The sequence below is a fragment of the Sulfuriflexus mobilis genome (assembly GCF_003967195.1).
GTDB classification, from domain to species: domain Bacteria; phylum Pseudomonadota; class Gammaproteobacteria; order AKS1; family AKS1; genus Sulfuriflexus; species Sulfuriflexus mobilis.
On the sequence record NZ_AP018725.1, the window covers coordinates 344,305 to 365,518 of the forward strand.

Here is a 21,214-nt window from a genome sequence, read left to right on the forward strand (position 1 = left end):
CCCGTTTCTTGATATCACGAACAATCCGCGATCACTCGACGGCGCGAATACCGATTTCAACGCGACGGTTCTGTTGCCGTCCTTCCTTGGTCGCATTGGATGCGACAGGAGAGGATTCACCCTTACCGCTGGCAGTGATCACATTGCCGTTGACTCCCTTACTGATCAGATACTGGCGTACAGAGGCCGCACGGCGTTCACTGAGACCCTGGTTGTAGGCATCGGTACCCTGGCTGTCGGTATGCCCAACAACATTTATGCCGCGAACGGAAGAGAAAGATTTCAGCCTGGCAGCCAGGGCATCCAGTTCACGTTTGCCTTCAGGGCGCAGGTTGGACCTATCGTGGTTAAAGAGGGCGTGGGCACCGAGGCTGACGTTTTTCTTGATGACCTGTGGGGCCGGTGCTGGAGCTGGTGCCGGTTCGGCCATCTTCTTGGCTTCATCTGCGCAGTACTTAATACCCCCATCTTTGTGAAAATGTTTAAGTTTGTCTATCGAGACGCACTCACCAAAGCCATCTGTCACATATTGGCCTTGTCTATCCAGCAATATCCCTTCAAGTGCGTAGGCAGGACTGGCCAATAAGGTAATACAGACTGTGAACAGTGCATTGAACATGAATTTGCGCATGATTTTTTATCCTAAATTAGGTTGTTGATTAGCCCGATAATAAATACACATTTATGAGTGGATATCTATCAATGAACTTATTTCGGGATTGTATACCCCAGTGAGACAATTAAGTTAGAAAAATTTAGCCAAAATAATCCGGTTCGTTACCGCCCTTCCATTTGATATTGCAACCCATACTTGGGACCTGTGCGTCTTCGGGGATAGACCGTCCGGTCAGCACGGCCTCGATGGCGGCACGCATATCTTTACCGGTCACCGGCTGTCCATTATTGGGGCGTGAGGCATCGAACTGGCCACGGTAGGCGAGTCTCATCTCACCGTCAAAGAGGAAAAAATCCGGGGTGCAGGCCGCCCTGTAGGCCTTGGCAACGGACTGGTCCTCATCAAACAGGTAGGGGAAGCAATAGTCCATGGTCCTTGTTACCTCGACCATCTTCTCAGGGCTGTCATCCGGGTAGTTGGCGACATCATTGGCATTGATGGCTACGGCGGCCAGCCCCCTGGGCTGGTATTCACGGATCAGGTCATTCAGCTGCTTGTGAAGGTGCAATACGTAGGGGCAGTGATTGCACATAAAGATCACCAGCAGGGCCTCGTTGCAGGTGAAGTTGGCAAGCGAAAAGGTCTTGCCGCTGGCCGGTTCCGGCAGGGAGAAGTCGGGGGCGGGGGTGCCGAGGGCCAGCATGGTGGATTCGGTACGTGCCATTATGTATGTCCTTTTTTTGCGTTTTCCTGTGTGGAGATAAAGGGTACTGCATTGTCGGCATGGCCCACAAGTGCGGAGGCATGCAGGGTGTAAAACGGAATTTTGTGAACTGTTCGACATAGCGATGTGTCCTGATTTGACCTGGGTCGCATTTTGTTTTCCTGCAGGTCTCTATGATTTGCTGCACACATAAATCAGGAGGTGAGATAAATGGAAGTACGTAATGTAGTCATGGCCAGTGTGCTGGCAATGACCTTGAATGCCTGTGCCAGCACGGCACAGAACCCGGATGAAACCAACAAACTGGCGGCGAGTTGTGACAAGAATTTAAGTATTGCTTACCAGGAACTGGATTTCGCCAATGCAAACGGATTTTCCGGTAGTTGGGAATATACCAAGGCAGCCAGCCTGTTAGGGACGGCCAGGGTACAGTCGGGTTTTGGTGCCTATGAAGACTGTATTGATAAGGTCAAAACCGCACAGGCCTATATCAAGGAATCCAAACAGTAACTAATCAGGATTTGTTCAGGGACGATAGCCGCGGTAGTTTATCTTCGGATAAATGATATGTCCGCGGGGTGCCGGTAATCGGGCACAGGAAGGCGAGTGTGAAGGCCGTCAGTTGCAGGTCTTCATGCGCGCCTTTTTTTTCAGTTTTTCCATAGAGTCGGTCACCAATGATAGGAAAACCCGCCTCACTCAAGTGTCTACGAATTTGGTGTTTACGCCCGGTCTCAATTCTTATTGCCACTAGACTGCGGTTAACACCTTCAGCAAAGTCCAGTTTGCGTGCATGACTGGTTGCTGCCTTGCCATCAATCTCGGTGGTGAGGCATTGTTCCTCATCAGGAAATCGCCCATGCACGACGGCACGATAATGTTTTTCAATATCACGAGACTGGAATAGGGCAGACAACGCGGCCGCAGCCTTTTTTTCGTGTGCTATCAGTATCAGGCCGGTGGCGGCACGGTCGAGTCGGTGAACGACAAAGGCCGGTCGTTGTGGTTGCAGGTGTTGTTCGGCCCAACGGCCGATGGTGCAGTGGTCACCCCACTTCGAGCCTTGTGATAACATGCCATAAGGTTTGAACCAGACGCTGTATGCCCCTTCATCGGCAATCAGTTCAGGTGCCAGTGGCTCACGGGCAAGGACCTTCTCATCATAATAGAGGTGCAAGGTATCACCGGGCAGAAAGGTCTTCTTCGCCCGGCGAACACGCTGTGTTTTATTACCGCGCGTGAACCAGACAGCGCCTTTTATCATGGTCTGTTTCAGGCGTGATTTTGATAATGTGGTCTTGTCCGCAAGCAGCTCAATGGCCGTGGCATCATGGTCAGTGACATCGATATGGACCTCGATAGGACCGGTTTCGCTATTCATGCTTCTTTGATGGCGCGCGCGACGGTGTAATTGGTACCCTGCTTGAGTTTTTTGTAATTACCAAAGACTTCTTCAAAATGGCGTTTCATGAATTTGCGCAGGCCATTGATCGTTACCACATATAGTTCCCCGCCCGGATTCAGATGGGCCAGGGCATCATAGAGAATCAGCAGCAACATCTCCTTGCCGACCTTGGCAGGAATATTCGAAACAATGACATCAAATTTACGCTCGCCAACCTGGTCAAAGGCATTGCTAAGCATGGCCCTGGCATTATCCAGGCGGTTCTCTTTAATATTCTTGTTTGCATAGTCAATGGCGACAAAATCCTTATCGACCAGCAGGTGTTGGCCTTTGGGGGCGAGTTTGGCGAGGGTGATACCAAGGGGGCCATAACCACAGCCGATGTCGAGGCTGTCGGCATCCTCGGCGATATCGATGTAGTCGAGCAGCAGCCGTGTGCCCTCATCGATCTCACGCGGTGAGAAGAGTCCCCAGGTAGAACGAAAGCGTAATTCCTTATCACGCAGACGTACATCAAAGGCGATATCCTGGCGCAGGGTATCCAGATAGGTCTGTATGTCGGCCATAGTGACAGCCTTATTTCTCTAATGTGTGGTTATGGTATTCGAGCATATCGCCATATATCGTGGAACGGATACGCGTGATACCGGCATTGTGCACCGTGATGCGATACATGCCAAGCGGGTCAGCATGAAGGATATGGGCAATGACGGCACGTATGACACCGGCGTGGGTGACCAGCAGGATGTGTTGGCCACGGTGGCGGCTAACAGTCTCCTCGTACGCCTCGGTGACGCGGTTAATAAACTCTTTGAGCGGCTCGGCACCCACCGGTCGATTATTCACGGGGTCTTGATAAAAGGCCTCGTATTCCTGCAGGCGTTCGTGCCTAAGTTGCTCGGGGGTTTTACCTTCCCATTCCCCAAAGCCGACCTCTTTCAGGCGCTCATCGGTCTCTACCGAGATTGCGTGTTTCTCGGCCAGGGCGTCGGCAAAGTCACGACAACGTAACAGTGGAGAAGAGATGATTTGTGACCAGGGCGCATGTTCGCCTACTGCCTGCCACATCTGTTGCCAGCCCTTGTCATTGAGCGGGTCATCGATAGTATGGCCACGGTAGGCACGGCCGCCAACCGGCTCACCATGGCGGATTAAGTCAATAATACTGGTGTCAGTCATCTTGTTGCTTAAAGGGGATCACATCAGATACATCGTCAGGCAGCATTTCCGGCAACTCTTCGCTGAGCAACATCTCCATGGCATCCAGGCTGCGATCCAGAATCAACTCAGCATTCATATGATAGAGCTTGAGTTGGCAGTGTATGTCTTCATGTAGATTGTCGCGGTTGTCAATCTGAAAATCGGTCCAGGCAGCGATGGGAACATCATTGAGTACACGGTCGACAATAATCCAGGCATTGTCTTGCAAGATCAGATCGAGGTGTTTGAGTCGAGGGATGACCAGGCGTATCTCATCACCGAGTCGCTTCAGGGCCAGTTTGACGTGATTGTAGTGCGTGGCACTAACCTTGGTTGGTCGCCGGGCGTAAACGGGAATGTCATCAAGGCGATCATACATGTGCGAAAAATAATTCCAGATGGTTAATGTTCATGAGCATGTGCAACGGCAATGCTCTTGTTCATAATAAAGTCTGTGACTGCCATGGCAATCGCGGACACGATGAAGGTCAGATGGATAACAACCTGCCAGTAGATGGTGTCATTGGCCATGTGCTCGGCATTAATGAAGGTTTTCAACAGGTGAATCGAAGAAATACCAATCAGCGCCATGGAAAGTTTAATTTTCATGGTAGTCGCGTTAACGTGAGCCAGCCACTGTGGCTGGTCAGGGTGCTCTTTCAGCTGCAGTCTGGAGACGAAGGTTTCGTATCCCCCTATGATGACCATGATTAACAGATTGGCGATCATGACTACGTCAATCAAGCCCAGAACAATTAACATGATCTGGTTTTCGGTAAAGGTATTGGCGTCCGCAACCAGGTGGGTCAGTTCCTTCAGGAACAGGAAGACATAGACACCCTGTGCGACAATCAGGCCGAGGTAGAGCGGTGCCTGTAGCCAGCGACTCCAGAAGATCATATTGCCCATGATAGCCATGGAAGCATTGCGTGGTGTATTACTCATATTACTCTCTTTACGATGTCAGGCTGGCAAATAGTACCGGTAGTTGTTCCGGTAGTCTGTCGACATTATCAATAACGGTATAGTTATTGGCACCAAAGATACGTTTGACGTAGTTGTCGGCGTTGGGATCCAGTGTCAGGCAATAACTCAGGACACCCTTGCTATAGAGTTCTTCAACCGCTTTTTTGGTATCGTGGCGCAGGTGTTGCGGGTCGCGCTCATCGATATCCGCCGGCTCACCATCAGTCACAATTAATAACAATTTTCGCCGTTCAGGTTGTTTCAATAAATGTTGCCCGGCATGACGCATCGCTGCGCCCATGCGGGTAGATAAGCCACCCTGCATGCCGGCGAGGCGTGATTTCACATCATCATCAAAATGCTGGTTGAAATCCTTAAAGCGGTAATATTGCACATCGTGGCGACCATCGGAGGCGAAGCCGTGCAAGGCAAAGGGATCACCGATACCATTGATGGCAGTTGAAACCAGTGTCGCCGCCTCACGAGTCAGTTGTAATACGGTTTTTTCCGAACCGGCCATAGCTTCATTGGTCGATTCAGACAGATCCATGAGTATCACCACTGAAAGGTCACGAGTCTTCAAGACATTACGCATGGTGATACGTGGGTTAGGTTGTTCTCCCATGCGGATTGAAATCATGGCATCAACTGCTGCATTCAGATCGATCTCATCACCGTCTTCCATGTTACGCACACGTTGCACACCTGCGGGCGTTAATAAGTCAATAATCTGTCTAATACGGTGTGCAATCGGTTTGTGTTCAGTAAGGATTTCCTCGATGTCTTCCGGATTCCCTTTTGGCTGACGACGTTCATATACCGTCGCCCAGTCAGGCCGGTGTAATTGAATCTGGTAGTCCCATTCCTGGTAATGGAAGGGTTCAGAAACAGGTTCTTTACCCCACATATCATTGAAGCTTATCTGCTCGTCAGTCAGGTCATCCTCGTAGGGGCGCATATTGGTAGAGCAGGTCCAGATTTCCTGGGCATCATCACCGGCAAGCTCGCAGTCGACCTCATTGGCCATTTCAATGACGCTGACCATCCTGCGCACCTGGCGCTGGCTGGCAGCCATGTATTCGACGCCTTGATCCCAGTTGATTTCTGAAAATTCCCAGACGAAACGATTGTCATCGCGATAGGGGATGCGAATACGCTCAAGGATACGCAAGCTGGGAACTTCCTTGCGGGCGCTAAACAGATTAAATAGCTCAACACCCATGTGCCAGCTGTATTGATTGTTATCTTGCTCTGCTTCGATTTCGTCGTGGAAGCGTTGTATGAACTCGCCCAGTTCCTGATCATCGGTCGAGACATTTTTATCGAGTAACATTAATGCAATACGTTCCAGCGCCAGCATCGTTGGATGCTCAGGTTCTTCTTCGTAGTTTATGTCGAGCAAGGATCGCCAGAGTTTTCTCAAACCCGGGAAAGCATTCATGGCCTTGTACTCAATGCGAGCATCCTCCATGAAACCGATAAAGAACATTTGTGCCGGACTTAATGCCTCAGCCGAGATAGCCGCGGTGGAATAACAGAGGTGTGAGGCCATGTGTGCAGCCGTGGCACGGTATAGCTCGAGCCCTTTAATGTCGCCAATATCATCTACTGCATCGGGCATATGGAAGATCAGGTTATCAATATAGGGGCGAAAGTCGGTGTAATCCGCACCCGTTGGACGCAAGAAAAAGTCCCGGCCCCACAGCGCACGTAAATAAAAATTTAATTTGCGCTGCGTATCAATGAACAATACGCCGCGACGTTCTTTTTGCAAGATCGCCCTACTGTCCTGTGATTCAAGACCGAAATAGGCGATTAAATTATTGTAGTCACGACGGTACGCCTGGGTGCCAAACTGGGTCCAGCGGCGCAGACCGCTCAAGGTCAGCTTGGACAATAGCTCGTCGATATGATTCAGCATTGGCCGCAGGCCGCGTGAAGCCGTCGATGCCGTTTGATGTATCAGGGTCAGGTAACCACGTAACAGTTCGGCATCGCCCAGACGACGTGCGGCAGTCGGCATACTACTGAAGAGTAATGCAACCACTTCACCAGAAGTCATGGAAGAGAGTTTCAGCGCAGCAGTAATGCTGTCATCAAGTATGTCTTCGCCACATTCTTTTACGACCAGAGGCATGTTCTGCAGGTAAGAAATGACTACATCGGTACCACGACCGAGATTGCACAGAGACTTGGCGCCATCCAGATACTTTTGCAGACCGGCAGGGGACATAACCCTGGCGGCTTCCTGAAAGATGCTCTCAAGCACATCGCGCACTTCCGGCGCGACATCCTGCAGCTGTTCTTCATAATCTTTTAAATTAATCGACATTACTTTGACCCTATGTTAGCCCACGTAAGCACGTCTGCGGTGTCGGTCACAGGGGACTTACGGACTACTTTGTTTGGAACCTCCGATTTATTCTGAACGAAGTAGATTATGGTCTAAAATATTCAGATTCAAGGCGCGAATCGCACGTAATAGCTAGCTATTGCGAAGGTTTGCAACACAGAAGCTGATTATTTTAGGCGTAAGATACGAGTTCATGAATAGATCGGCGGTTCCTTAGTTTACTCAGAAACAAAGAAGGTGCTGACAGCCGCGGCCAGTGTTTCGCGCATGTCCGGGTCGTCAGTTAATGGTGTCACCATGGTCATGTTACAGGCAGAAACCGGTTCGACACCCTTATTAATCAATTGTCCCGCGTAAACCAGCAAGCGGGTTGAGATACCTTCATCCAGGCCATGGCCTTTCAGGTTACGCGCACGATGGGCAATCTGTACCAGTTTGCCGGCGGTGACTTCATCAATACCTGATTCCTTGGAAACAATGGCTATTTCGATTTTCTCTTCCGGATAATCAAAATCAAGACCACCAAAACGTTGTTTGGTTGATTGCTTCAGGTCTTTCATTAAGCTCTGGTAACCGGGGTTGTAAGAAATCACCAGTTGGAAATCAGGGTGTGCCTCGATGAGCTCGCCTTTCTTGTCGAGCGGCAGGCTGCGACGGTGGTCAGTCAGTGGGTGGATGACGACGGTAGTGTCCTGGCGGGCTTCAACAACCTCATCGAGGTAGCATATGGCGCCTATACGGGCGGCTGTAGTGAGCGGGCCATCCTGCCACTTTGTGCCGTCGGCATCGAGCAAGAAACGACCAACCAGGTCGGAGGCGGTCATGTCTTCATTACAGGCAACCGTAATAAGTGGGCGTCCGAGTTTATAGGCCATGTACTCAACAAAGCGGGATTTACCACAACCGGTTGGGCCTTTTAACATCATTGGCATGCGAGCGTTATAAGCAGCTTCATAGAGCGCTATCTCATCGCCAACAGGTTCGTAATAGGGCTCATCTTTAATGATGTATTGAGCCGGATCGACATTGGTATCTTGTTTAGACATAACTCACCCTTCTCTATAGATATAAATCAAAATATATAAATCTTTAATAAGATTATTTTTCGTCTTCAGTTTCCGCTTCGCCACACCAGCCAGAGGCTTTTGCATTAGCGATAGCTTCATCATGGATCCTCTGGTGACGTTGTCTTAAGTCATCAGGTAAATGACTAACGAGACAGCCATACTTATCCCATTCGATATTGACCTTATCAAGCAATGCATCAATACCAGCCAAGTTCCAGTTCTCACAGGTCTCGGTTTCCGGAATAATGCCAAATACCCACGCATCACGAATGAGCTTACCAATCGTTGTCATACCACCATTGATATCATTATTGATGCCTACGTACTTCTTTGGTTTGTCCATTCATTAACACTCTTTAATTTAGTTTGCATATACTGGTTATACGCAATCTGTTGTCAGATGTTACTGCACTTCATTGTAATCAGTATTCTGCCTGACTCGATGTACTACACAACTCTTGCAAAAAAAAAGCCCCTGTCCGTATCGTCTCGGGCAGGGGCTTTATGCTGATAATTACCCCGCCAGTCTTATACAGACACGCCGCGGTAAACAACTAGAGCAGTACCCGCTGACTGTGCAAAGTTATCAAAGCCCAGTAGACGAACATGGTTCTTAGGGTGTGCTTTGTGGCAGTTTTCAATTTCAGCCAGGATAGCGTCTACGTCAGTCTCACCAAACATTGGTAGTTTCCACATGTACCAGTAGTTGCTAATGGCATTTTCCGGTTCAGTGTGTTCGATACCCGGATTCCAGCCTTTATCCACGATGTACTGGATTTGAGCGCGAGTGGACTCTTTGGTCAAAGGTGGCAGGTATGAAAAAGTTTCATATTTACGGCTCTGAGCAGCATCACTCAGGCTTGAATTGTAATCTTGTACGTCACTCATTGTGATTTACTCCAAAAATATTAAATTCGTATAACTTGATTAAGCGGCAAGGTGCTGAGGTTTAATGTCGGCACCCTGCCGTTGTTGTTTAAAAACGGATCGCTTATTTGTGCGCGACGTCGATCTTGTCAACCGTATCAAATTCGAACTTGATTTCTTTCCAGGTTTCCATGGCGATCTTGAGTTCCGGGCTGTGTTTCGCAGCCTTGGTAAGAACGTCCTTACCTTCCTTCTCAATTTCGACACCAGAGTTACGGGCTTCGACACAGGCTTCAACTGCGACACGGTTAGCCGCGGCGCCAGCAGCGTTGCCCCATGGGTGACCCAGTGTACCGCCACCGAACTGCAGGCAAGAGTCATCACCAAAGATGTTAACCAGTGCTGGCATGTGCCATACGTGGATACCACCAGAAGCAACTGGAATCACACCAGGCATTGAACCCCAGTCCTGGTCGAAGAACAGACCACGTGAACGATCTTCTTTAATGTAAGAATCACGCATTGTGTCGATCCAGCCCAGTGTTGCCTCACGGTCGCCTTCCAGCTTACCAACAACCGTACCTGAGTGAAGGTGATCACCACCTGACAGACGTAAAACCTTGGTCAGTACGCGGAAGTGGATACCGTGGTGCGGGTTGCGGTCGAGAACCGCGTGCATGGCGCGGTGAATGTGCAACAACATGCCGTTGTTCTGACACCACTGAGCCAGCTGGGTGTTAGCAGACAGACCACCGGTCAGGTAGTCATGCATGATGATCGGTGCGCCAATTTCTTTCGCATATTCAGCACGACGCATCATTTCGTCAGCAGTTGGGGCAGTAACGTTCAGGTAGTGACCCTTACGTTCGCCTGTTTCGGCTTCGGCCTTATGGATAGCTTCCATAACGAAGTCGAAACGGTGGCGCCAGCGCATGAATGGCTGTGAGTTAACGTTTTCGTCATCCTTGGTGAAGTCGAGACCACCACGCAGACCTTCGTAACAGGCGCGACCATAGTTCTTGGCAGACAGACCAAGCTTAGGCTTGATGGTACAACCCAGCAGAGGACGACCGTACTTGTTGAGGATGTCGCGTTCTACCTGGATACCCTGAGGTGGTCCATTACAGGTCATGACATAGGCAATCGGGAAGCGGATATCTTCGAGACGCAGGGCACGCAGGGCCTTAAAGCCGAATACGTTACCCACCAGTGAAGTCAGAACGTTAACAACTGAACCTTCTTCGAACAGATCGATTGGGTAAGCAACAAAAGCATAGAAACAGGTGTCATCACCCGGTACGTCTTCGATTGCGTAGGCGCGACCTTTGTAGTGATCCAGATCAGTCAGCAGGTCAGTCCAAACTGTTGTCCAGGTACCCGTTGAAGATTCAGCCGCAACAGCTGCTGCAACTTCTTCACGAGGTACACCTTCTTGTGGAGTGATTTTGAAACATGCTAGAAGATCGGTGTCTAGCGGCGTGTAATCCGGCATCCAGTAAGTTTCGCGGTATTCTTTTACGCCCGCATTATAGGTCTTTGCCATGATAGGCCTCCTGATGGTCAATAAAAAAACTGTGTCTCTGATGGAGAGGGGCCGCAGCTTAGCGCGACCTGTTGAGAGAATAAAGGGTATTTGTTACCCGATTATTTCAGCTCCTCCACCACTTGAGGCTGGGCAATATAGGATCATTGGTGCATAATTAACACTCAATATTTATGATAAAGATCATAAGTAAAAGCTTATGGTTTTATGAGGTGGTTAAATCTATGAATGTGACCCTGCGACAGCTCCGGGTCTTCGAGGCAGTGGGGCGACTCAAGAGTTTTACCCGTGCCGCTGAAGCGCTTCATTTATCCCAGCCAGCAGTCTCTATGCAAATCAAGCAGTTAGAGTCGAATATTGGTGTCGCCTTGTTTGAACAGGTGGGTAAAAAGATCTTCCTGACCGAGGCCGGCCATGAACTCTACCAGACCAGTCGCATTATCGATCGCCAGCTCGATGAAACCGAGCAGATATTCGAAGATATAAAGGGCGTCAGGCGAGGGCGCCTGCAGATTGCCGTAGCGAGTACCGCCAATTATTTTGCCCCGCGCCTGCTGGCCGTCTTCAGTGCCCGCCATGAGGCCGTCACCGTGAACCTGGATGTGACCAACCGCGAGGGCCTCATTTCACACCTGGAGGCCAATGATACAGATATGGTGATCATGGGTCTGCCACCGGAAAACCTGGATCTGGAGGCCAAGGCCTTTTTGGATAACCCGCTGGTGGTGATTGCGCCCCCCGAACACCCACTGGCGGGGGAGAAGGCAATTTCCATCCAACGCCTGCAGGAAGAGACCTTTATTATGCGTGAACCCGGCTCCGGTACTCGAATCGCCATGGAGCGGTTTTTTGCCAAGCAGGGTGCGCACCTGACCACCAGCATGGAAATGAGCTCGAACGAGGCCATCAAGCAGGCCGTGCAGGCGGGCCTCGGCCTGGGGATCGTCTCCCTGCACACGCTGGAGTTGGAACTGGAAATGCGGCGGCTGGTGGTCCTCGATGTCGAATCCCTGCCTATCCTGCGTCACTGGTACATTGTGCAACGTAAGGGTAAGCGTCTGTCTCCGGTGGCGGCTGCCTTCAAAGATTTTGTGCTGGAAGAGGCCGGTAAAATCCTGCAATTCCCCATGGCCTGAAAATCATAGCTTATATATAGAGACAGGTAGGGATTGATCAGGGAACCCTCGGCATCGATTGGGGTCAGAAAAGCTGATGGATAGACTGTACAGCACCTTTTAGGATGATATGATAAAGACATGCTGAAGTTTCTCGCTCATTGTTGGTTGATATTGTCACTGTTGATTGCGCCGCTACATTTTGCCGCGGCCGATATGGCAGTGTCTGATCATGCCGAGATGAAGTGTGAAAGCATGGATGTACATAGCCAGAATGCGATGCAGGACAGTTCGATGGAACACGACATGGCCAGGGATACCTCTAAATGTTCTGAGAAGTGTCAGGCAGCCGACGGTTGTGAATGTGCCGGGCAATGCAAGGTCAGTTGTGCCAGTGCCCATAGCAGTCTGGCTATGCTTGGCCTCATACAGTTTATGCGAGTCGCTTCTTCATTTTCGGTGGGTGCCCTGACAACATCGATTCGCGGCATTTACCCCCTTACCGAGCTTCGCCCCCCTATAGCCTGACTTCAAAACAGTTACACCTTAGTAATGTGTGTAACAACCGCATGCCGTCAACGGCATGATTTGTGTTTTGTTGTGGAGTTAAGACTATGTTTACCGATCGTTCCGGACATCTGAAGTTACATCGGCTCATCAGCCTGTTTATTGCCAGTGGTCTGATGGCCTATGGTCTGAGCACGCATGCCGACGCCGCTGATATTTTATCGTTGGCCGAGGCCGAGCAGCTCGCCCTACAGGGCGACCCCATGCTCGGAAATATTGATGCCACGGCCCAGGCCCTGGATGAGGCTGCGATTGCCGATGGCCAGTTACCCGACCCGAAGGCGAAGTTCAGCCTGTTTAATTTTCCTACCGATACTTTTGATCGTGATCAGGAACCCATCACGCAGTTACGTTTTGGTATTCAGCAGACCATCCCCCGTGGCGATACGCTGGCGCTACGCAGTCAGCGTACCCGTGTTCAGGCCGGTGGTGAACGCGCCAGGATTGACGATGAAACGCGCAAGCTGAAACGTGATGTGCGGGCAAACTGGTACGAGACCTATTACTGGCTGCGTGCCGAGCGGGTCGTGACGGCCAACAAGCGCCTGTTCAAGGAGATGGTCGATATCACCGAGTCGCAATATGCCGCGGGCCGTCGAAATCAGCAAGATGTGCTGCGTGCGGAACTGGAACTGGGTCTGCTGGATGACCGCCTGACCGATATTCAGCAAAAGCAGGAGGCCTCACGTGCCGACCTGGCCAAGTGGATCGGTGGTGAGGCACAACGTGCCCTGCCGGAGGCATTTCCACAGTTGCCAGAGCCACCAAGCCTGGCGGCAATACAGGCGCTCCTGCCACAACACCCGGCACTGCGTATGCAGCAGGCGAATATCGATGTGAACCGACAGGGTGTCTCGATCGCACGCGAGGCTTATAAACCCGCCTGGACGCTCGGGGTGGATTACGGCGTGCGGGATGGCAATAACCCGGATGGCTCGGATCGTGCCGATCTGGTTGCGGCGACAGTCACGTTTGACCTGCCTATCTTTACCAACAAACGTCAGGACCGGCGCCTGGCTGCGGCACAACGTCGCGAAGGGGCGGCCAGGCTGCAATATGATGACAAGTTGCGTGCCATGCAGAGTGTGCTCGAACGTGATTTTGTCAGCTGGCAGCGTTTGTCACAACGCCTGCAACGTTATCAGAAGACACTGGTCAATCAGGCCACGGCCAACAGCGAGGCCTCCTTGCTGGCTTATCAGAATGACGCCACGGATTTTCCAACCCTGATGCGGGCGAAGATCACCGAATTGAATACCCATCTTAAGGCTCTGCGCATCCATGTCGATGCCGCCAAGGCGCAAGCGCGCCTGCTTTACCTTGCAGGAGAAGAATAGTGAACACGTTTACAAAATATACCTTTCTGATCGGTGCTGCAGTCCTGTCAGTCTCCTTGGTGGCCTGTGATAGTAGCGATCAGAAGTCATCTGCGAAGAAGGAAAAGGAGATATTGTACTGGGTTGCACCGATGGACCCGAACTATCGCCGTGATGAACCAGGTAAGTCCCCGATGGGTATGGACCTGGTCCCGTTCTATGCGGAAAACACGTCAACCACGATGAAAGACAAGCAGCCTCTTTACTGGGTTGCGCCGATGGACCCGAATTTTCGTCAGGATGGCCCAGGTAAGTCTCCGATGGGCATGGACCTGGTTCCGTTCTACGGTGAGGACAATGATGATAGCGGTGCGGTGACCATTTCCCCGGCGATTGTGCAAAACCTCGGTGTGCGTACTGCCCGGGTAGAGGTTGGTAAGCTATGGAAGCGCATCGATACGGTAGGTTATGTCGATTTTGATGAAAACATGATCAGCCACGTACACCTGCGTACCGATGGATGGATCGATAAACTGGTGGTGAAGTCGGAAGGCGAGCGCGTTAAAAAAGGCGATCTGTTATTCGAATTGTATTCGCCGACTCTGGTCAATGCCCAGGATGAATATATCCAGGCACTGCGTAGTAATAACCAGCGTCTGATTAGCGCTTCACAGGATCGCCTGCGTGCACTGGGGGTTGGTAACCAGCAGATAGACAAGGTTAAAAAGACCCGCAAGGCCGAACAGCTGATTAAGGTGCGCGCCAGCCAGGACGCCATTATCTCCAAGCTTAGTGCACGTGAAGGCATGTATGTGAAACCTCGCATGGAGGTCATGACACTGGCCGACCTGTCCAGTATCTGGATCCAGGTCGAGGTCTTTGAACGTCAGGCGGAGTGGGTGCAGCAGGGTAAACCGGCCGAGATCACAGTGCCATACCTGCCGGGTCGTACATGGGAAGGCACGGTAGAGTATGTCTACCCAAGCTTGGACCCACGTACACGCACGCTGCGCGCGCGTCTGCGTTTTGATAACCCGGATGAATCCCTGAAGCCGAACATGTTCACGAATGTCACTATCTTCGGTGGCGCTACGCAGGATGTGACCAGCATTCCGCTTGAGGCACTGATTCGAACTGGTGAGGGTGAGCGAGTGATCATTAGTCTGGGTGAGGGCCGCTTCGCGCCACGCGAGGTCGTTAGCGGTATCGAGTCGGGTGACCGTATCGAGATCCTGAAGGGACTGACAGGCAATGAAGAGGTCGTGACCTCTTCGCAGTTCCTGCTCGATTCCGAGGCCAGCATCAAGGCCAGTCTGAATCGCATGAGTGAGCCGAAGGCTGAGATGGCAATGGAGGATAATAAAGACGGCAAGTCAGGCAAGATGGTGAGCGGCAAGGGCGTATTAAGAGAACTGTTGCCGGATGAGAACAAGATCAATATGTCGCATGACCCGATCCCTGCATTGGGCTGGCCGGACATGACCATGGACTTCCGTGTTGCTGAGGGTGTGAGCCTTGAAGGCCTCAAGCCGGGGCAGGCCATTGAATTTGATCTGGTGGAAAAGAATGATGTTTACATTATCGATTCTATTCGCCCTGCGGCACAGTAAGGGGATGCGAACATGATAGAAAAAATCATTAAATGGTCCATCGCCAATCGCTTTCTGGTCCTGCTATTGACCGCAATGTTAATTGGCTGGGGCGTATTTGCTGTTAAGAACACCCCGCTGGATGCGATCCCGGACCTTTCCGATGTGCAGGTAATTATCAAGACCAGCTATCCTGGTCAGGCTCCGCAGGTCGTTGAAGATCAGGTGACCTATCCGATGACCACGGCGATGTTATCGGTGCCGGGTGCGGTAACGGTGCGCGGTTATTCCTTCTTTGGAGATTCCTATGTCTACATTATCTTCAAAGATGGCACCGATCCCTACTGGGCACGTTCGCGTGTGCTCGAATACCTGAGCCAGGTTGAGTCGCGTCTTCCCCGGCAGGCGCGTCCGGCACTGGGGCCAGATGCCACGGGTGTGGGCTGGATCTATGAATACGCACTGGTCGATCGCACTGGCAAGAATGACCTCGCCCAGTTGCGCAGCCTGCAGGACTGGTTCCTGAAATATGAACTGCAAACTGTAGCAGGTGTTTCCGAAGTCGCTACGGTGGGCGGTATGGTGCGCCAGTACCAGGTCGTGCTGAACCCGAACCGGTTGCGGGCCTATAATATTCCGTTGGCCAGGATAAAAAGTGCGATCCAGCGCGCCAATCAGGAGGTCGGTGGTTCGGTGATCGAGATGGCCGAGGCCGAGTACATGGTTCGTGCCACGGGTTATATCACGGGTGTCGAGGACCTTAAGGGTGTGCCGCTGGGCATGAACGAGCAGGGTACACCTATCCTGCTGAAGGATGTTGCCGACATCCGTGTGGGTCCGCAGATGCGTCGCGGTATTGCCGAACTCAATGGCGAAGGTGAGGTCGTCGGTGGCGTGATCATTATGCGCTTTGGCGAGAATGCACTGACCACAATCCAGGGTGTGAAGGAAAAGCTCAAACAGTTGCAGAGTGGTCTGCCGGAAGGCGTCGAGATTGTCACGACCTATGATCGTTCCTCTCTGATCGAGCGTGCGGTAGAAAACCTGAGCCATAAACTCATTGAGGAATTTATTGTAGTGGCGCTGGTTTGCGCGCTGTTCCTGTTTCACTTCCGCTCGGCACTGGTAGTCATCATCAGTCTACCTGTAGGGATTTTGGTAGCGTTTATTATCATGCAGTCACAGGGTATCAACGCTAACATCATGTCACTCGGCGGTATCGCGATTGCGATCGGGGCGATGGTCGATGCGGCGATTGTCATGATCGAGAACGTGCACAAGCACCTCGAGAAGGAAGAACTCACGGATGAGAACCGCTGGCGGATCATGGGCGAGGCGGCCTCAGAAGTCGGGCCACCGTTGTTCTTCTCGTTGTTGATCATCACCCTGAGTTTCCTGCCGGTGTTTACACTTGAGGCGCAGGAAGGGCGTATGTTCGCGCCATTGGCCTATACCAAGACCTTTGCTATGGCCGCAGCGGCAGCTCTGTCGATTACGCTGGTGCCGGTACTCATGGGCCTGTTGATCCGTGGTCATATCACACCGGAACATAAGAACCCCGTGAATCGCGGGCTCATCGCAATATATAAACCCGTGATCAATCTGGTCTTGCGTCGACCCAAGCCGGTTCTGTTGGCGGGTTTGCTGGTCACCGTAGTTGGTGTCTGGCCGGTGACGCAATTGGGTGGCGAGTTTATGCCAACGCTGGATGAAGGTGACCTGTTGTATATGCCTTCGGCCTTCCCCGGGATATCGATCGGCAAGGCAGGAGAAATCCTGCAACAGACCGATAAGATGATTCGTACCGTGCCCGAGGTGGAGTCGGTATTCGGCAAAGTCGGGCGTGCAGATACGGCGACGGACCCGGCACCTCTGACCATGATTGAAACGACGGTTCGTTTGAAGCCGCGTGACGAATGGCGGGAAGGTATGACACTGGAAGGTCTGAAACGTGAGTTGAACAGCATCGTCAAGGTGCCGAGCATGGCAAATACCTGGGACCCGCCGATCAAGATTCGTACCGATATGTTATCGACGGGTATCAAGACCCCGATTGGTATCAAGGTGGCCGGTCCTGATCTGAATGTGATTCAGGATATCGGCAAGCAGATCGAGCAGGTCATGAACCAGGTACCGGGTACCTCCTCGGTTTATGCGGAGCGTGTCGCCGGTGGTCGTTATGTCACGGTTGATATTGACCGCGTTGCCAGTGCCCGTCTGGGCCTGAATGTCATGGATATCCAGGATGTTATCAGCACCGCAGTTGGTGGGCTGAATGTTACGCAGTCTGTTGAAGGCCTGGAACGCTATCCGGTAAATATGCGTTATCCACAAGGGGTGCGTAACTCGCTGGAAAAGATCCGTAACCTGCCACTGATTACCCCGATGGGGGCACATATACCCCTGTCGCAAGTCGCAACTATTGAGATCGAAAGCGGCCCGGCCATGATCAAGAGTGAAAATGCGCGTCTGAATGGCTGGATCTATGTCTCGATTGAAGGCCGTGACATCGCCTCCTACGTGGCCGATGCCAAGCGCGCCGTGGCGGAAGGGGTAACCTTGCCCGCCGGTTACTCGATAGGCTGGTCAGGCCAATATGAGTACCTGGAGAGGGCCTGGAAAAAACTTGCCATTGTTGGCCCACTGACCCTGGCGATCATCATGTTGCTGTTGTATCTGAATTTCAGAAACTTCGTCGAGGTGATCATCATCATGGGCACCCTGCCGGTAGCCCTTGTCGGTGGTGGCTGGTTGTTATACCTGCTGGGCTACAACCTGTCGGTGGCCGTGGGTGTCGGTTTTATTGCCCTGTCCGGCGTGGCGGTAGAAATTGGCGTGCTGATGCTGGTCTATCTCAACATCGCCTACAAGCAGAAACATAACAGGGCCCTTGATGAAGGGCGTGCCATAACATTGGCTGAACTTCGTGAGGCGGTGATTGAGGGTGCCTTGTTGCGTGTGCGCCCGATCATGATGACTGTGGCCGCGATCATCGTCGGCCTGCTACCGATCATGTTGGGTAGTGGTACCGGCTCCGAGGTCATGAGCCGCATTGCCGCTCCGATGGTCGGCGGCATGGTAACGGCGACCTTGCTGACCCTGGTTGTCATTCCGGCCGTGTTCCTGGTCTGGAAGAGTCGTAGTCTTAAGGAGGAAGCAGCATGATACGTGTCAATATCGTCATAGCGGCAAGTGTGTTGTTGGTGGCCTGCGACAAGCCAGTCAGCGAGGCAGTCAAACCGGCCCAACAGGTTGCTGCGCAGGAAGAAATGGCAACACCTGAAACACTGATACCAAAGCGTGGCCACGACATCGCACAGATCACGCGCGGTGCCGAGGTCTACAGGCAAAACTGTGCGGTCTGCCATGGGCCAAACGGTGAAGGGGCGCCAAACTGGCGACAGCGCGATGCCAATGGCCAGTTCCCGCCACCACCCCTGAATGGCGATGGTCATACCTGGCACCATCCGCTGAGTGCCCTGCGCTATACAATTCGCAACGGCACCAGGGCAATAGGTGGGACGATGCCCGCCTGGAAGGACAAGCTCAGTGATGCCGATATCGATGCCGTGATCGCCTGGTTCCAGTCGAAATGGCCGGAGCGGGCCTATATCGCGTGGTACGACATCGATCAACGGGCACGCACACGCAAACAATAAAGGAGGAATAACATGCACGATAGCGCCTGGTTAACATTTGGTCTGGGGCACTGGGGTTTTGGCCTGTTGTTTTGGGGGCTGATTATCTTTGCCATTGTCAGCCTCTTAAGCGGCAAGGGCGGTAATGATGATTAGGCATTGAGTCTGACACTGAAGGCGGTACACTTGCCGGCATGGCAAGGTAGAGCTGCGTTGTGTTGCCCCACTTTTTACTATTTTTTAGGAGAATGATATGTACGGTTTTTCAGTCACAGTTAAAGACAAGTTTGATGATGCAATTACACGCGTAACCGAAGAGTTACAGAAAGAGGGTTTCGGTGTGTTAACCGAGATCGATGTCAAGGCCACCCTGAAAAAGAAACTGGATATCGACAAACTCCCTTACACCATCCTCGGTGCCTGCAACCCGGTTCTGGCCAATCAGGCCATTAATGCCGAACCGGATATCGGCCTGCTGCTGCCCTGTAACGTGCTTGTGCGTGAAGAGGAAAACGGTGCCGTAACCGTGGCCTTTATGGACCCGGCTGCCGTATTGCAACTGGTCAACCGTCCCGAAGTTGAAGGCATGGCCGCACAGGTGAAAGAAAAACTCGAGCGGGTACGTGACGCACTGAAATAGAATACATAATTGTAAATTTTATAAAATCAATGTTGCCTGCTAATACAGGCGGGTACTATTTGTGCATATACGGTGATGTGATTATTTTATAGAGAGGAGTTATAAGAGATGAAGACGATCAGATATTTAATCATGGCTATGCTATTTGCTGCCCCGGTAGCCGCCTTCTCTGCGGGTGATGACGCAATGAAGCTTGAGAAAATGATTCATGATATGGAAGCACACTGGCAACAGGTCACAAATGAAAAAGATGATAAGCGCCGTCAGGCTATGCTTGAAGAGCATGCAAAGATGATGAAGGATGTTGAAGAGGCTACAGGTAAAATGTCACATAGTGGCCACGGCATGATGCACAATCATAGTGCCAACATCCTGGATATGCATCGTACAATGATGGGCTCGATGAAATAGTTGGGCTCTGCCGGGTAATGAAAAAATATTGATAAGGACAGGACTATGATAAACATTATTAAAAATATTAAGACATTAGTCATTACAGGGGTGATGCTATTTGCGTCGTCGGTTAATGCAGTTTATGCGGAAGATGTGAACTGGCATGCGGAATCAGAAAATTATCATGTTTATTTCGGTGTTGTGCCAGCGAGCATGATCAAAAACACCACCGCCCTGGTTGATAATGATAAGCAGTTGCATGGTGGTCTGGACAAACTGTCGTCTGTTGCACAACACGTCATGATTAGTGTCTACCGCAAGGATGGCAAGACGCGCGTTAATGATGCAACGGTGATAGCGGAAGTCTCATCAGGGATATTACTATGGCGCAAGGAGCTGGAAAAACCATTAGAAAAGATGACCACCAGTGGGCAGATAACCTATGCCAATTTTTTTGATATGAAGGAAAAAGGCAAATATAAGATCGAAGTTGAAATCTATGAGTCGCAAAAAAATGGTAGTGACGAGCTTGCCTTCTTTTACAGCAAAGAATAGCCGTTAACCCAGTATGGTAAGAGGAAAAATGCCATCTTAACAGGCGGCATCTTTTTTATTCTTCGCCATCGACTGGTGGGGTTTATCCTCGCGCAGAGCCGATCGGCCAAAAACCATGCTAAGTACACGTGATTGATATAGATCAAAGAAACCGTCAAAACATTGTGTTAACTTAAGCGGCGAAATTGATTGAATCATACGAGGCGAGATAAAGCAGCGCATGTTCATATGGATGACAAGAAGCAGACGAAGACTTGTGCCACAGGTACTGCTGCTTTGGCTTGTCAGTACCATGGCCCCCGCCATGCAACAATGCTGTGAGGCTATTGCGGAGGCTGTCCCCCACCACCACACACCTGCTCAACCGTCAACGGATACCCAGCATTCCGGACATGCGCATGAACATGGCCCGGTAAGCGACACACTGGTTATTGAAGAGCATGAGCATTGTCCAACGGCCAGTGCTGATATCTCCGGTATGCCTATACTGGAACTGACGTCTTCTGTGAAATGGGATCATGGGGCTTTAGTTTCGCAGCCCTGGAGTCCAATGGTTTTAAAACCATTGCCGAAGGCGCTACATAAAGATAATACCATCTGGATAATCAACCGACGAAGTACCTATCTGGATACCCTTCGTTTGCGCGTTTAAACGTCCCC

Annotated in this window: 24 protein-coding genes; 12 read left to right on the forward strand and 12 right to left on the reverse strand. The window is 51.3% G+C overall.

The features are described 5' to 3' along the window. Positions 1-31: 31 nt before the first annotated feature. Both EL386_RS01720 and EL386_RS01725 read right to left on the reverse strand, forming a co-directional pair. Complete coding sequence (locus tag EL386_RS01720; RefSeq protein WP_126452672.1) at positions 32-631, reverse strand: OmpA family protein; 600 nt, start codon at positions 629-631, stop codon at positions 32-34. 124 nt (positions 632-755) lie between these two features. Then, positions 756-1,340: a thioredoxin family protein gene (locus EL386_RS01725; protein WP_126452674.1), complete on the reverse strand. Its 585-nt coding sequence runs from the start codon at positions 1,338-1,340 to the stop codon at positions 756-758. A 210-nt stretch (positions 1,341-1,550) separates the two neighbouring features. Here EL386_RS01725 and EL386_RS01730 point away from each other — a divergent pair, with 210 nt between their 5' ends. Next, positions 1,551-1,850, forward strand: a complete 300-nt coding sequence (locus EL386_RS01730) for a hypothetical protein (RefSeq protein WP_126452676.1) — start codon at positions 1,551-1,553, stop codon at positions 1,848-1,850. A gap of 4 nt (positions 1,851-1,854) precedes the next feature. Here EL386_RS01730 and EL386_RS01735 read toward each other — a convergent pair whose 3' ends face one another. From EL386_RS01735 to EL386_RS01780, 10 genes are all read right to left on the reverse strand, one after another. Beyond that, positions 1,855-2,721 (reverse strand): RluA family pseudouridine synthase, encoded by an 867-nt coding sequence (locus EL386_RS01735; RefSeq protein ID WP_126452678.1) that lies wholly within the window; start codon positions 2,719-2,721, stop codon positions 1,855-1,857. Beyond that, entirely contained in the window at positions 2,718-3,311 is a 594-nt protein-coding gene (locus EL386_RS01740; protein ID WP_126452680.1) for a class I SAM-dependent methyltransferase, read from the reverse strand. Before EL386_RS01740 ends, EL386_RS01735 begins: the two co-directional genes overlap by 4 nt. Before the next feature lie 10 nt (positions 3,312-3,321). Further along, entirely contained in the window at positions 3,322-3,924 is a 603-nt protein-coding gene (locus tag EL386_RS01745) for a histidine phosphatase family protein (RefSeq protein WP_126452682.1), read from the reverse strand. Continuing rightward, positions 3,917-4,324 (reverse strand): hypothetical protein, encoded by a 408-nt coding sequence (locus tag EL386_RS01750; protein WP_126452684.1) that lies wholly within the window; start codon positions 4,322-4,324, stop codon positions 3,917-3,919. The genes EL386_RS01745 and EL386_RS01750 overlap by 8 nt, the downstream gene beginning before the upstream one ends. Before the next feature lie 23 nt (positions 4,325-4,347). Continuing rightward, entirely contained in the window at positions 4,348-4,890 is a 543-nt protein-coding gene (locus EL386_RS01755) for a TIGR00645 family protein (protein WP_126452686.1), read from the reverse strand. Positions 4,891-4,900: 10 nt separating this feature from the next. Then, the gene (locus tag EL386_RS01760; RefSeq protein ID WP_126452688.1) at positions 4,901-7,243 is read right to left on the reverse strand and encodes a nitric oxide reductase activation protein NorD; all 2,343 of its coding nucleotides are present in this window, start codon (positions 7,241-7,243) and stop codon (positions 4,901-4,903) included. Between the two features lie 239 nt (positions 7,244-7,482). Next, positions 7,483-8,310 (reverse strand): CbbQ/NirQ/NorQ/GpvN family protein, encoded by an 828-nt coding sequence (locus EL386_RS01765; RefSeq protein ID WP_126452690.1) that lies wholly within the window; start codon positions 8,308-8,310, stop codon positions 7,483-7,485. A 52-nt stretch (positions 8,311-8,362) separates the two neighbouring features. Then, complete coding sequence (locus tag EL386_RS01770) at positions 8,363-8,674, reverse strand: hypothetical protein (protein WP_126452692.1); 312 nt, start codon at positions 8,672-8,674, stop codon at positions 8,363-8,365. A 185-nt stretch (positions 8,675-8,859) separates the two neighbouring features. Beyond that, positions 8,860-9,219 (reverse strand): ribulose bisphosphate carboxylase small subunit, encoded by a 360-nt coding sequence (locus EL386_RS01775; RefSeq protein WP_126452694.1) that lies wholly within the window; start codon positions 9,217-9,219, stop codon positions 8,860-8,862. A 103-nt stretch (positions 9,220-9,322) separates the two neighbouring features. After that, positions 9,323-10,744: a form I ribulose bisphosphate carboxylase large subunit gene (locus tag EL386_RS01780; RefSeq protein ID WP_126457188.1), complete on the reverse strand. Its 1,422-nt coding sequence runs from the start codon at positions 10,742-10,744 to the stop codon at positions 9,323-9,325. 221 nt (positions 10,745-10,965) lie between these two features. Between EL386_RS01780 and EL386_RS01785 the strand changes: the two genes are divergently transcribed. The 11 genes from EL386_RS01785 (at position 10,966) to EL386_RS01830 (ending at position 21,206) form a co-directional block, all read left to right on the forward strand. Beyond that, positions 10,966-11,877 (forward strand): LysR family transcriptional regulator, encoded by a 912-nt coding sequence (locus tag EL386_RS01785; protein ID WP_126452696.1) that lies wholly within the window; start codon positions 10,966-10,968, stop codon positions 11,875-11,877. Positions 11,878-11,997: 120 nt separating this feature from the next. After that, the gene (locus EL386_RS01790; protein WP_126452698.1) at positions 11,998-12,384 is read left to right on the forward strand and encodes a hypothetical protein; all 387 of its coding nucleotides are present in this window, start codon (positions 11,998-12,000) and stop codon (positions 12,382-12,384) included. 86 nt (positions 12,385-12,470) lie between these two features. Then, positions 12,471-13,760 carry a TolC family protein gene (locus tag EL386_RS01795; protein ID WP_126452700.1) on the forward strand — a complete coding sequence of 430 codons (1,290 nt, stop codon included), beginning with the start codon at positions 12,471-12,473 and terminating at the stop codon, positions 13,758-13,760. Continuing rightward, positions 13,760-15,349 carry an efflux RND transporter periplasmic adaptor subunit gene (locus EL386_RS01800; protein WP_126452702.1) on the forward strand — a complete coding sequence of 530 codons (1,590 nt, stop codon included), beginning with the start codon at positions 13,760-13,762 and terminating at the stop codon, positions 15,347-15,349. Before EL386_RS01795 ends, EL386_RS01800 begins: the two co-directional genes overlap by 1 nt. A 12-nt stretch (positions 15,350-15,361) precedes the next feature. After that, the gene (locus EL386_RS01805) at positions 15,362-18,493 is read left to right on the forward strand and encodes an efflux RND transporter permease subunit (RefSeq protein ID WP_126452704.1); all 3,132 of its coding nucleotides are present in this window, start codon (positions 15,362-15,364) and stop codon (positions 18,491-18,493) included. Then, positions 18,490-18,987, forward strand: a complete 498-nt coding sequence (locus tag EL386_RS01810) for a c-type cytochrome (RefSeq protein ID WP_126452706.1) — start codon at positions 18,490-18,492, stop codon at positions 18,985-18,987. The genes EL386_RS01805 and EL386_RS01810 overlap by 4 nt, the downstream gene beginning before the upstream one ends. A gap of 12 nt (positions 18,988-18,999) precedes the next feature. Continuing rightward, on the forward strand, positions 19,000-19,122 hold the full coding sequence (locus EL386_RS15845; RefSeq protein ID WP_269471112.1) for a hypothetical protein: 123 nt from the start codon (positions 19,000-19,002) through the stop codon (positions 19,120-19,122). 97 nt (positions 19,123-19,219) lie between these two features. Further along, positions 19,220-19,606 carry a DUF302 domain-containing protein gene (locus EL386_RS01815; protein ID WP_126452708.1) on the forward strand — a complete coding sequence of 129 codons (387 nt, stop codon included), beginning with the start codon at positions 19,220-19,222 and terminating at the stop codon, positions 19,604-19,606. 108 nt (positions 19,607-19,714) lie between these two features. After that, positions 19,715-20,017, forward strand: coding sequence for a hypothetical protein (locus EL386_RS01820; RefSeq protein WP_126452710.1), 303 nt, complete (start codon positions 19,715-19,717; stop codon positions 20,015-20,017). Positions 20,018-20,062: 45 nt separating this feature from the next. Continuing rightward, positions 20,063-20,554 carry a hypothetical protein gene (locus tag EL386_RS01825; protein WP_126452712.1) on the forward strand — a complete coding sequence of 164 codons (492 nt, stop codon included), beginning with the start codon at positions 20,063-20,065 and terminating at the stop codon, positions 20,552-20,554. A 256-nt stretch (positions 20,555-20,810) separates the two neighbouring features. Beyond that, positions 20,811-21,206 carry a hypothetical protein gene (locus EL386_RS01830; RefSeq protein ID WP_126452714.1) on the forward strand — a complete coding sequence of 132 codons (396 nt, stop codon included), beginning with the start codon at positions 20,811-20,813 and terminating at the stop codon, positions 21,204-21,206. Positions 21,207-21,214 lie beyond the last annotated feature (8 nt).

What these genes read in the sequence shown, in the direction of transcription:
- EL386_RS01720 (WP_126452672.1), bottom strand. Translation starts at nt 631, where the DNA reads ATGCGCAAATTCATGTTCAATGCACTGTTCACAGTCTGTATTACCTTA.
- EL386_RS01725 (WP_126452674.1), bottom strand. Translation starts at nt 1,340, where the DNA reads ATGGCACGTACCGAATCCACCATGCTGGCCCTCGGCACCCCCGCCCCC.
- EL386_RS01730 (WP_126452676.1), top strand. Translation starts at nt 1,551, where the DNA reads ATGGAAGTACGTAATGTAGTCATGGCCAGTGTGCTGGCAATGACCTTG.
- EL386_RS01735 (WP_126452678.1), bottom strand. Translation starts at nt 2,721, where the DNA reads ATGAATAGCGAAACCGGTCCTATCGAGGTCCATATCGATGTCACTGAC.
- EL386_RS01740 (WP_126452680.1), bottom strand. Translation starts at nt 3,311, where the DNA reads ATGGCCGACATACAGACCTATCTGGATACCCTGCGCCAGGATATCGCC.
- EL386_RS01745 (WP_126452682.1), bottom strand. Translation starts at nt 3,924, where the DNA reads ATGACTGACACCAGTATTATTGACTTAATCCGCCATGGTGAGCCGGTT.
- EL386_RS01750 (WP_126452684.1), bottom strand. Translation starts at nt 4,324, where the DNA reads ATGTATGATCGCCTTGATGACATTCCCGTTTACGCCCGGCGACCAACC.
- EL386_RS01755 (WP_126452686.1), bottom strand. Translation starts at nt 4,890, where the DNA reads ATGAGTAATACACCACGCAATGCTTCCATGGCTATCATGGGCAATATG.
- EL386_RS01760 (WP_126452688.1), bottom strand. Translation starts at nt 7,243, where the DNA reads ATGTCGATTAATTTAAAAGATTATGAAGAACAGCTGCAGGATGTCGCG.
- EL386_RS01765 (WP_126452690.1), bottom strand. Translation starts at nt 8,310, where the DNA reads ATGTCTAAACAAGATACCAATGTCGATCCGGCTCAATACATCATTAAA.
- EL386_RS01770 (WP_126452692.1), bottom strand. Translation starts at nt 8,674, where the DNA reads ATGGACAAACCAAAGAAGTACGTAGGCATCAATAATGATATCAATGGT.
- EL386_RS01775 (WP_126452694.1), bottom strand. Translation starts at nt 9,219, where the DNA reads ATGAGTGACGTACAAGATTACAATTCAAGCCTGAGTGATGCTGCTCAG.
- EL386_RS01785 (WP_126452696.1), top strand. Translation starts at nt 10,966, where the DNA reads ATGAATGTGACCCTGCGACAGCTCCGGGTCTTCGAGGCAGTGGGGCGA.
- EL386_RS01790 (WP_126452698.1), top strand. Translation starts at nt 11,998, where the DNA reads ATGCTGAAGTTTCTCGCTCATTGTTGGTTGATATTGTCACTGTTGATT.
- EL386_RS01795 (WP_126452700.1), top strand. Translation starts at nt 12,471, where the DNA reads ATGTTTACCGATCGTTCCGGACATCTGAAGTTACATCGGCTCATCAGC.
- EL386_RS01805 (WP_126452704.1), top strand. Translation starts at nt 15,362, where the DNA reads ATGATAGAAAAAATCATTAAATGGTCCATCGCCAATCGCTTTCTGGTC.
- EL386_RS01810 (WP_126452706.1), top strand. Translation starts at nt 18,490, where the DNA reads ATGATACGTGTCAATATCGTCATAGCGGCAAGTGTGTTGTTGGTGGCC.
- EL386_RS15845 (WP_269471112.1), top strand. Translation starts at nt 19,000, where the DNA reads ATGCACGATAGCGCCTGGTTAACATTTGGTCTGGGGCACTGGGGTTTT.
- EL386_RS01815 (WP_126452708.1), top strand. Translation starts at nt 19,220, where the DNA reads ATGTACGGTTTTTCAGTCACAGTTAAAGACAAGTTTGATGATGCAATT.
- EL386_RS01820 (WP_126452710.1), top strand. Translation starts at nt 19,715, where the DNA reads ATGAAGACGATCAGATATTTAATCATGGCTATGCTATTTGCTGCCCCG.
- EL386_RS01825 (WP_126452712.1), top strand. Translation starts at nt 20,063, where the DNA reads ATGATAAACATTATTAAAAATATTAAGACATTAGTCATTACAGGGGTG.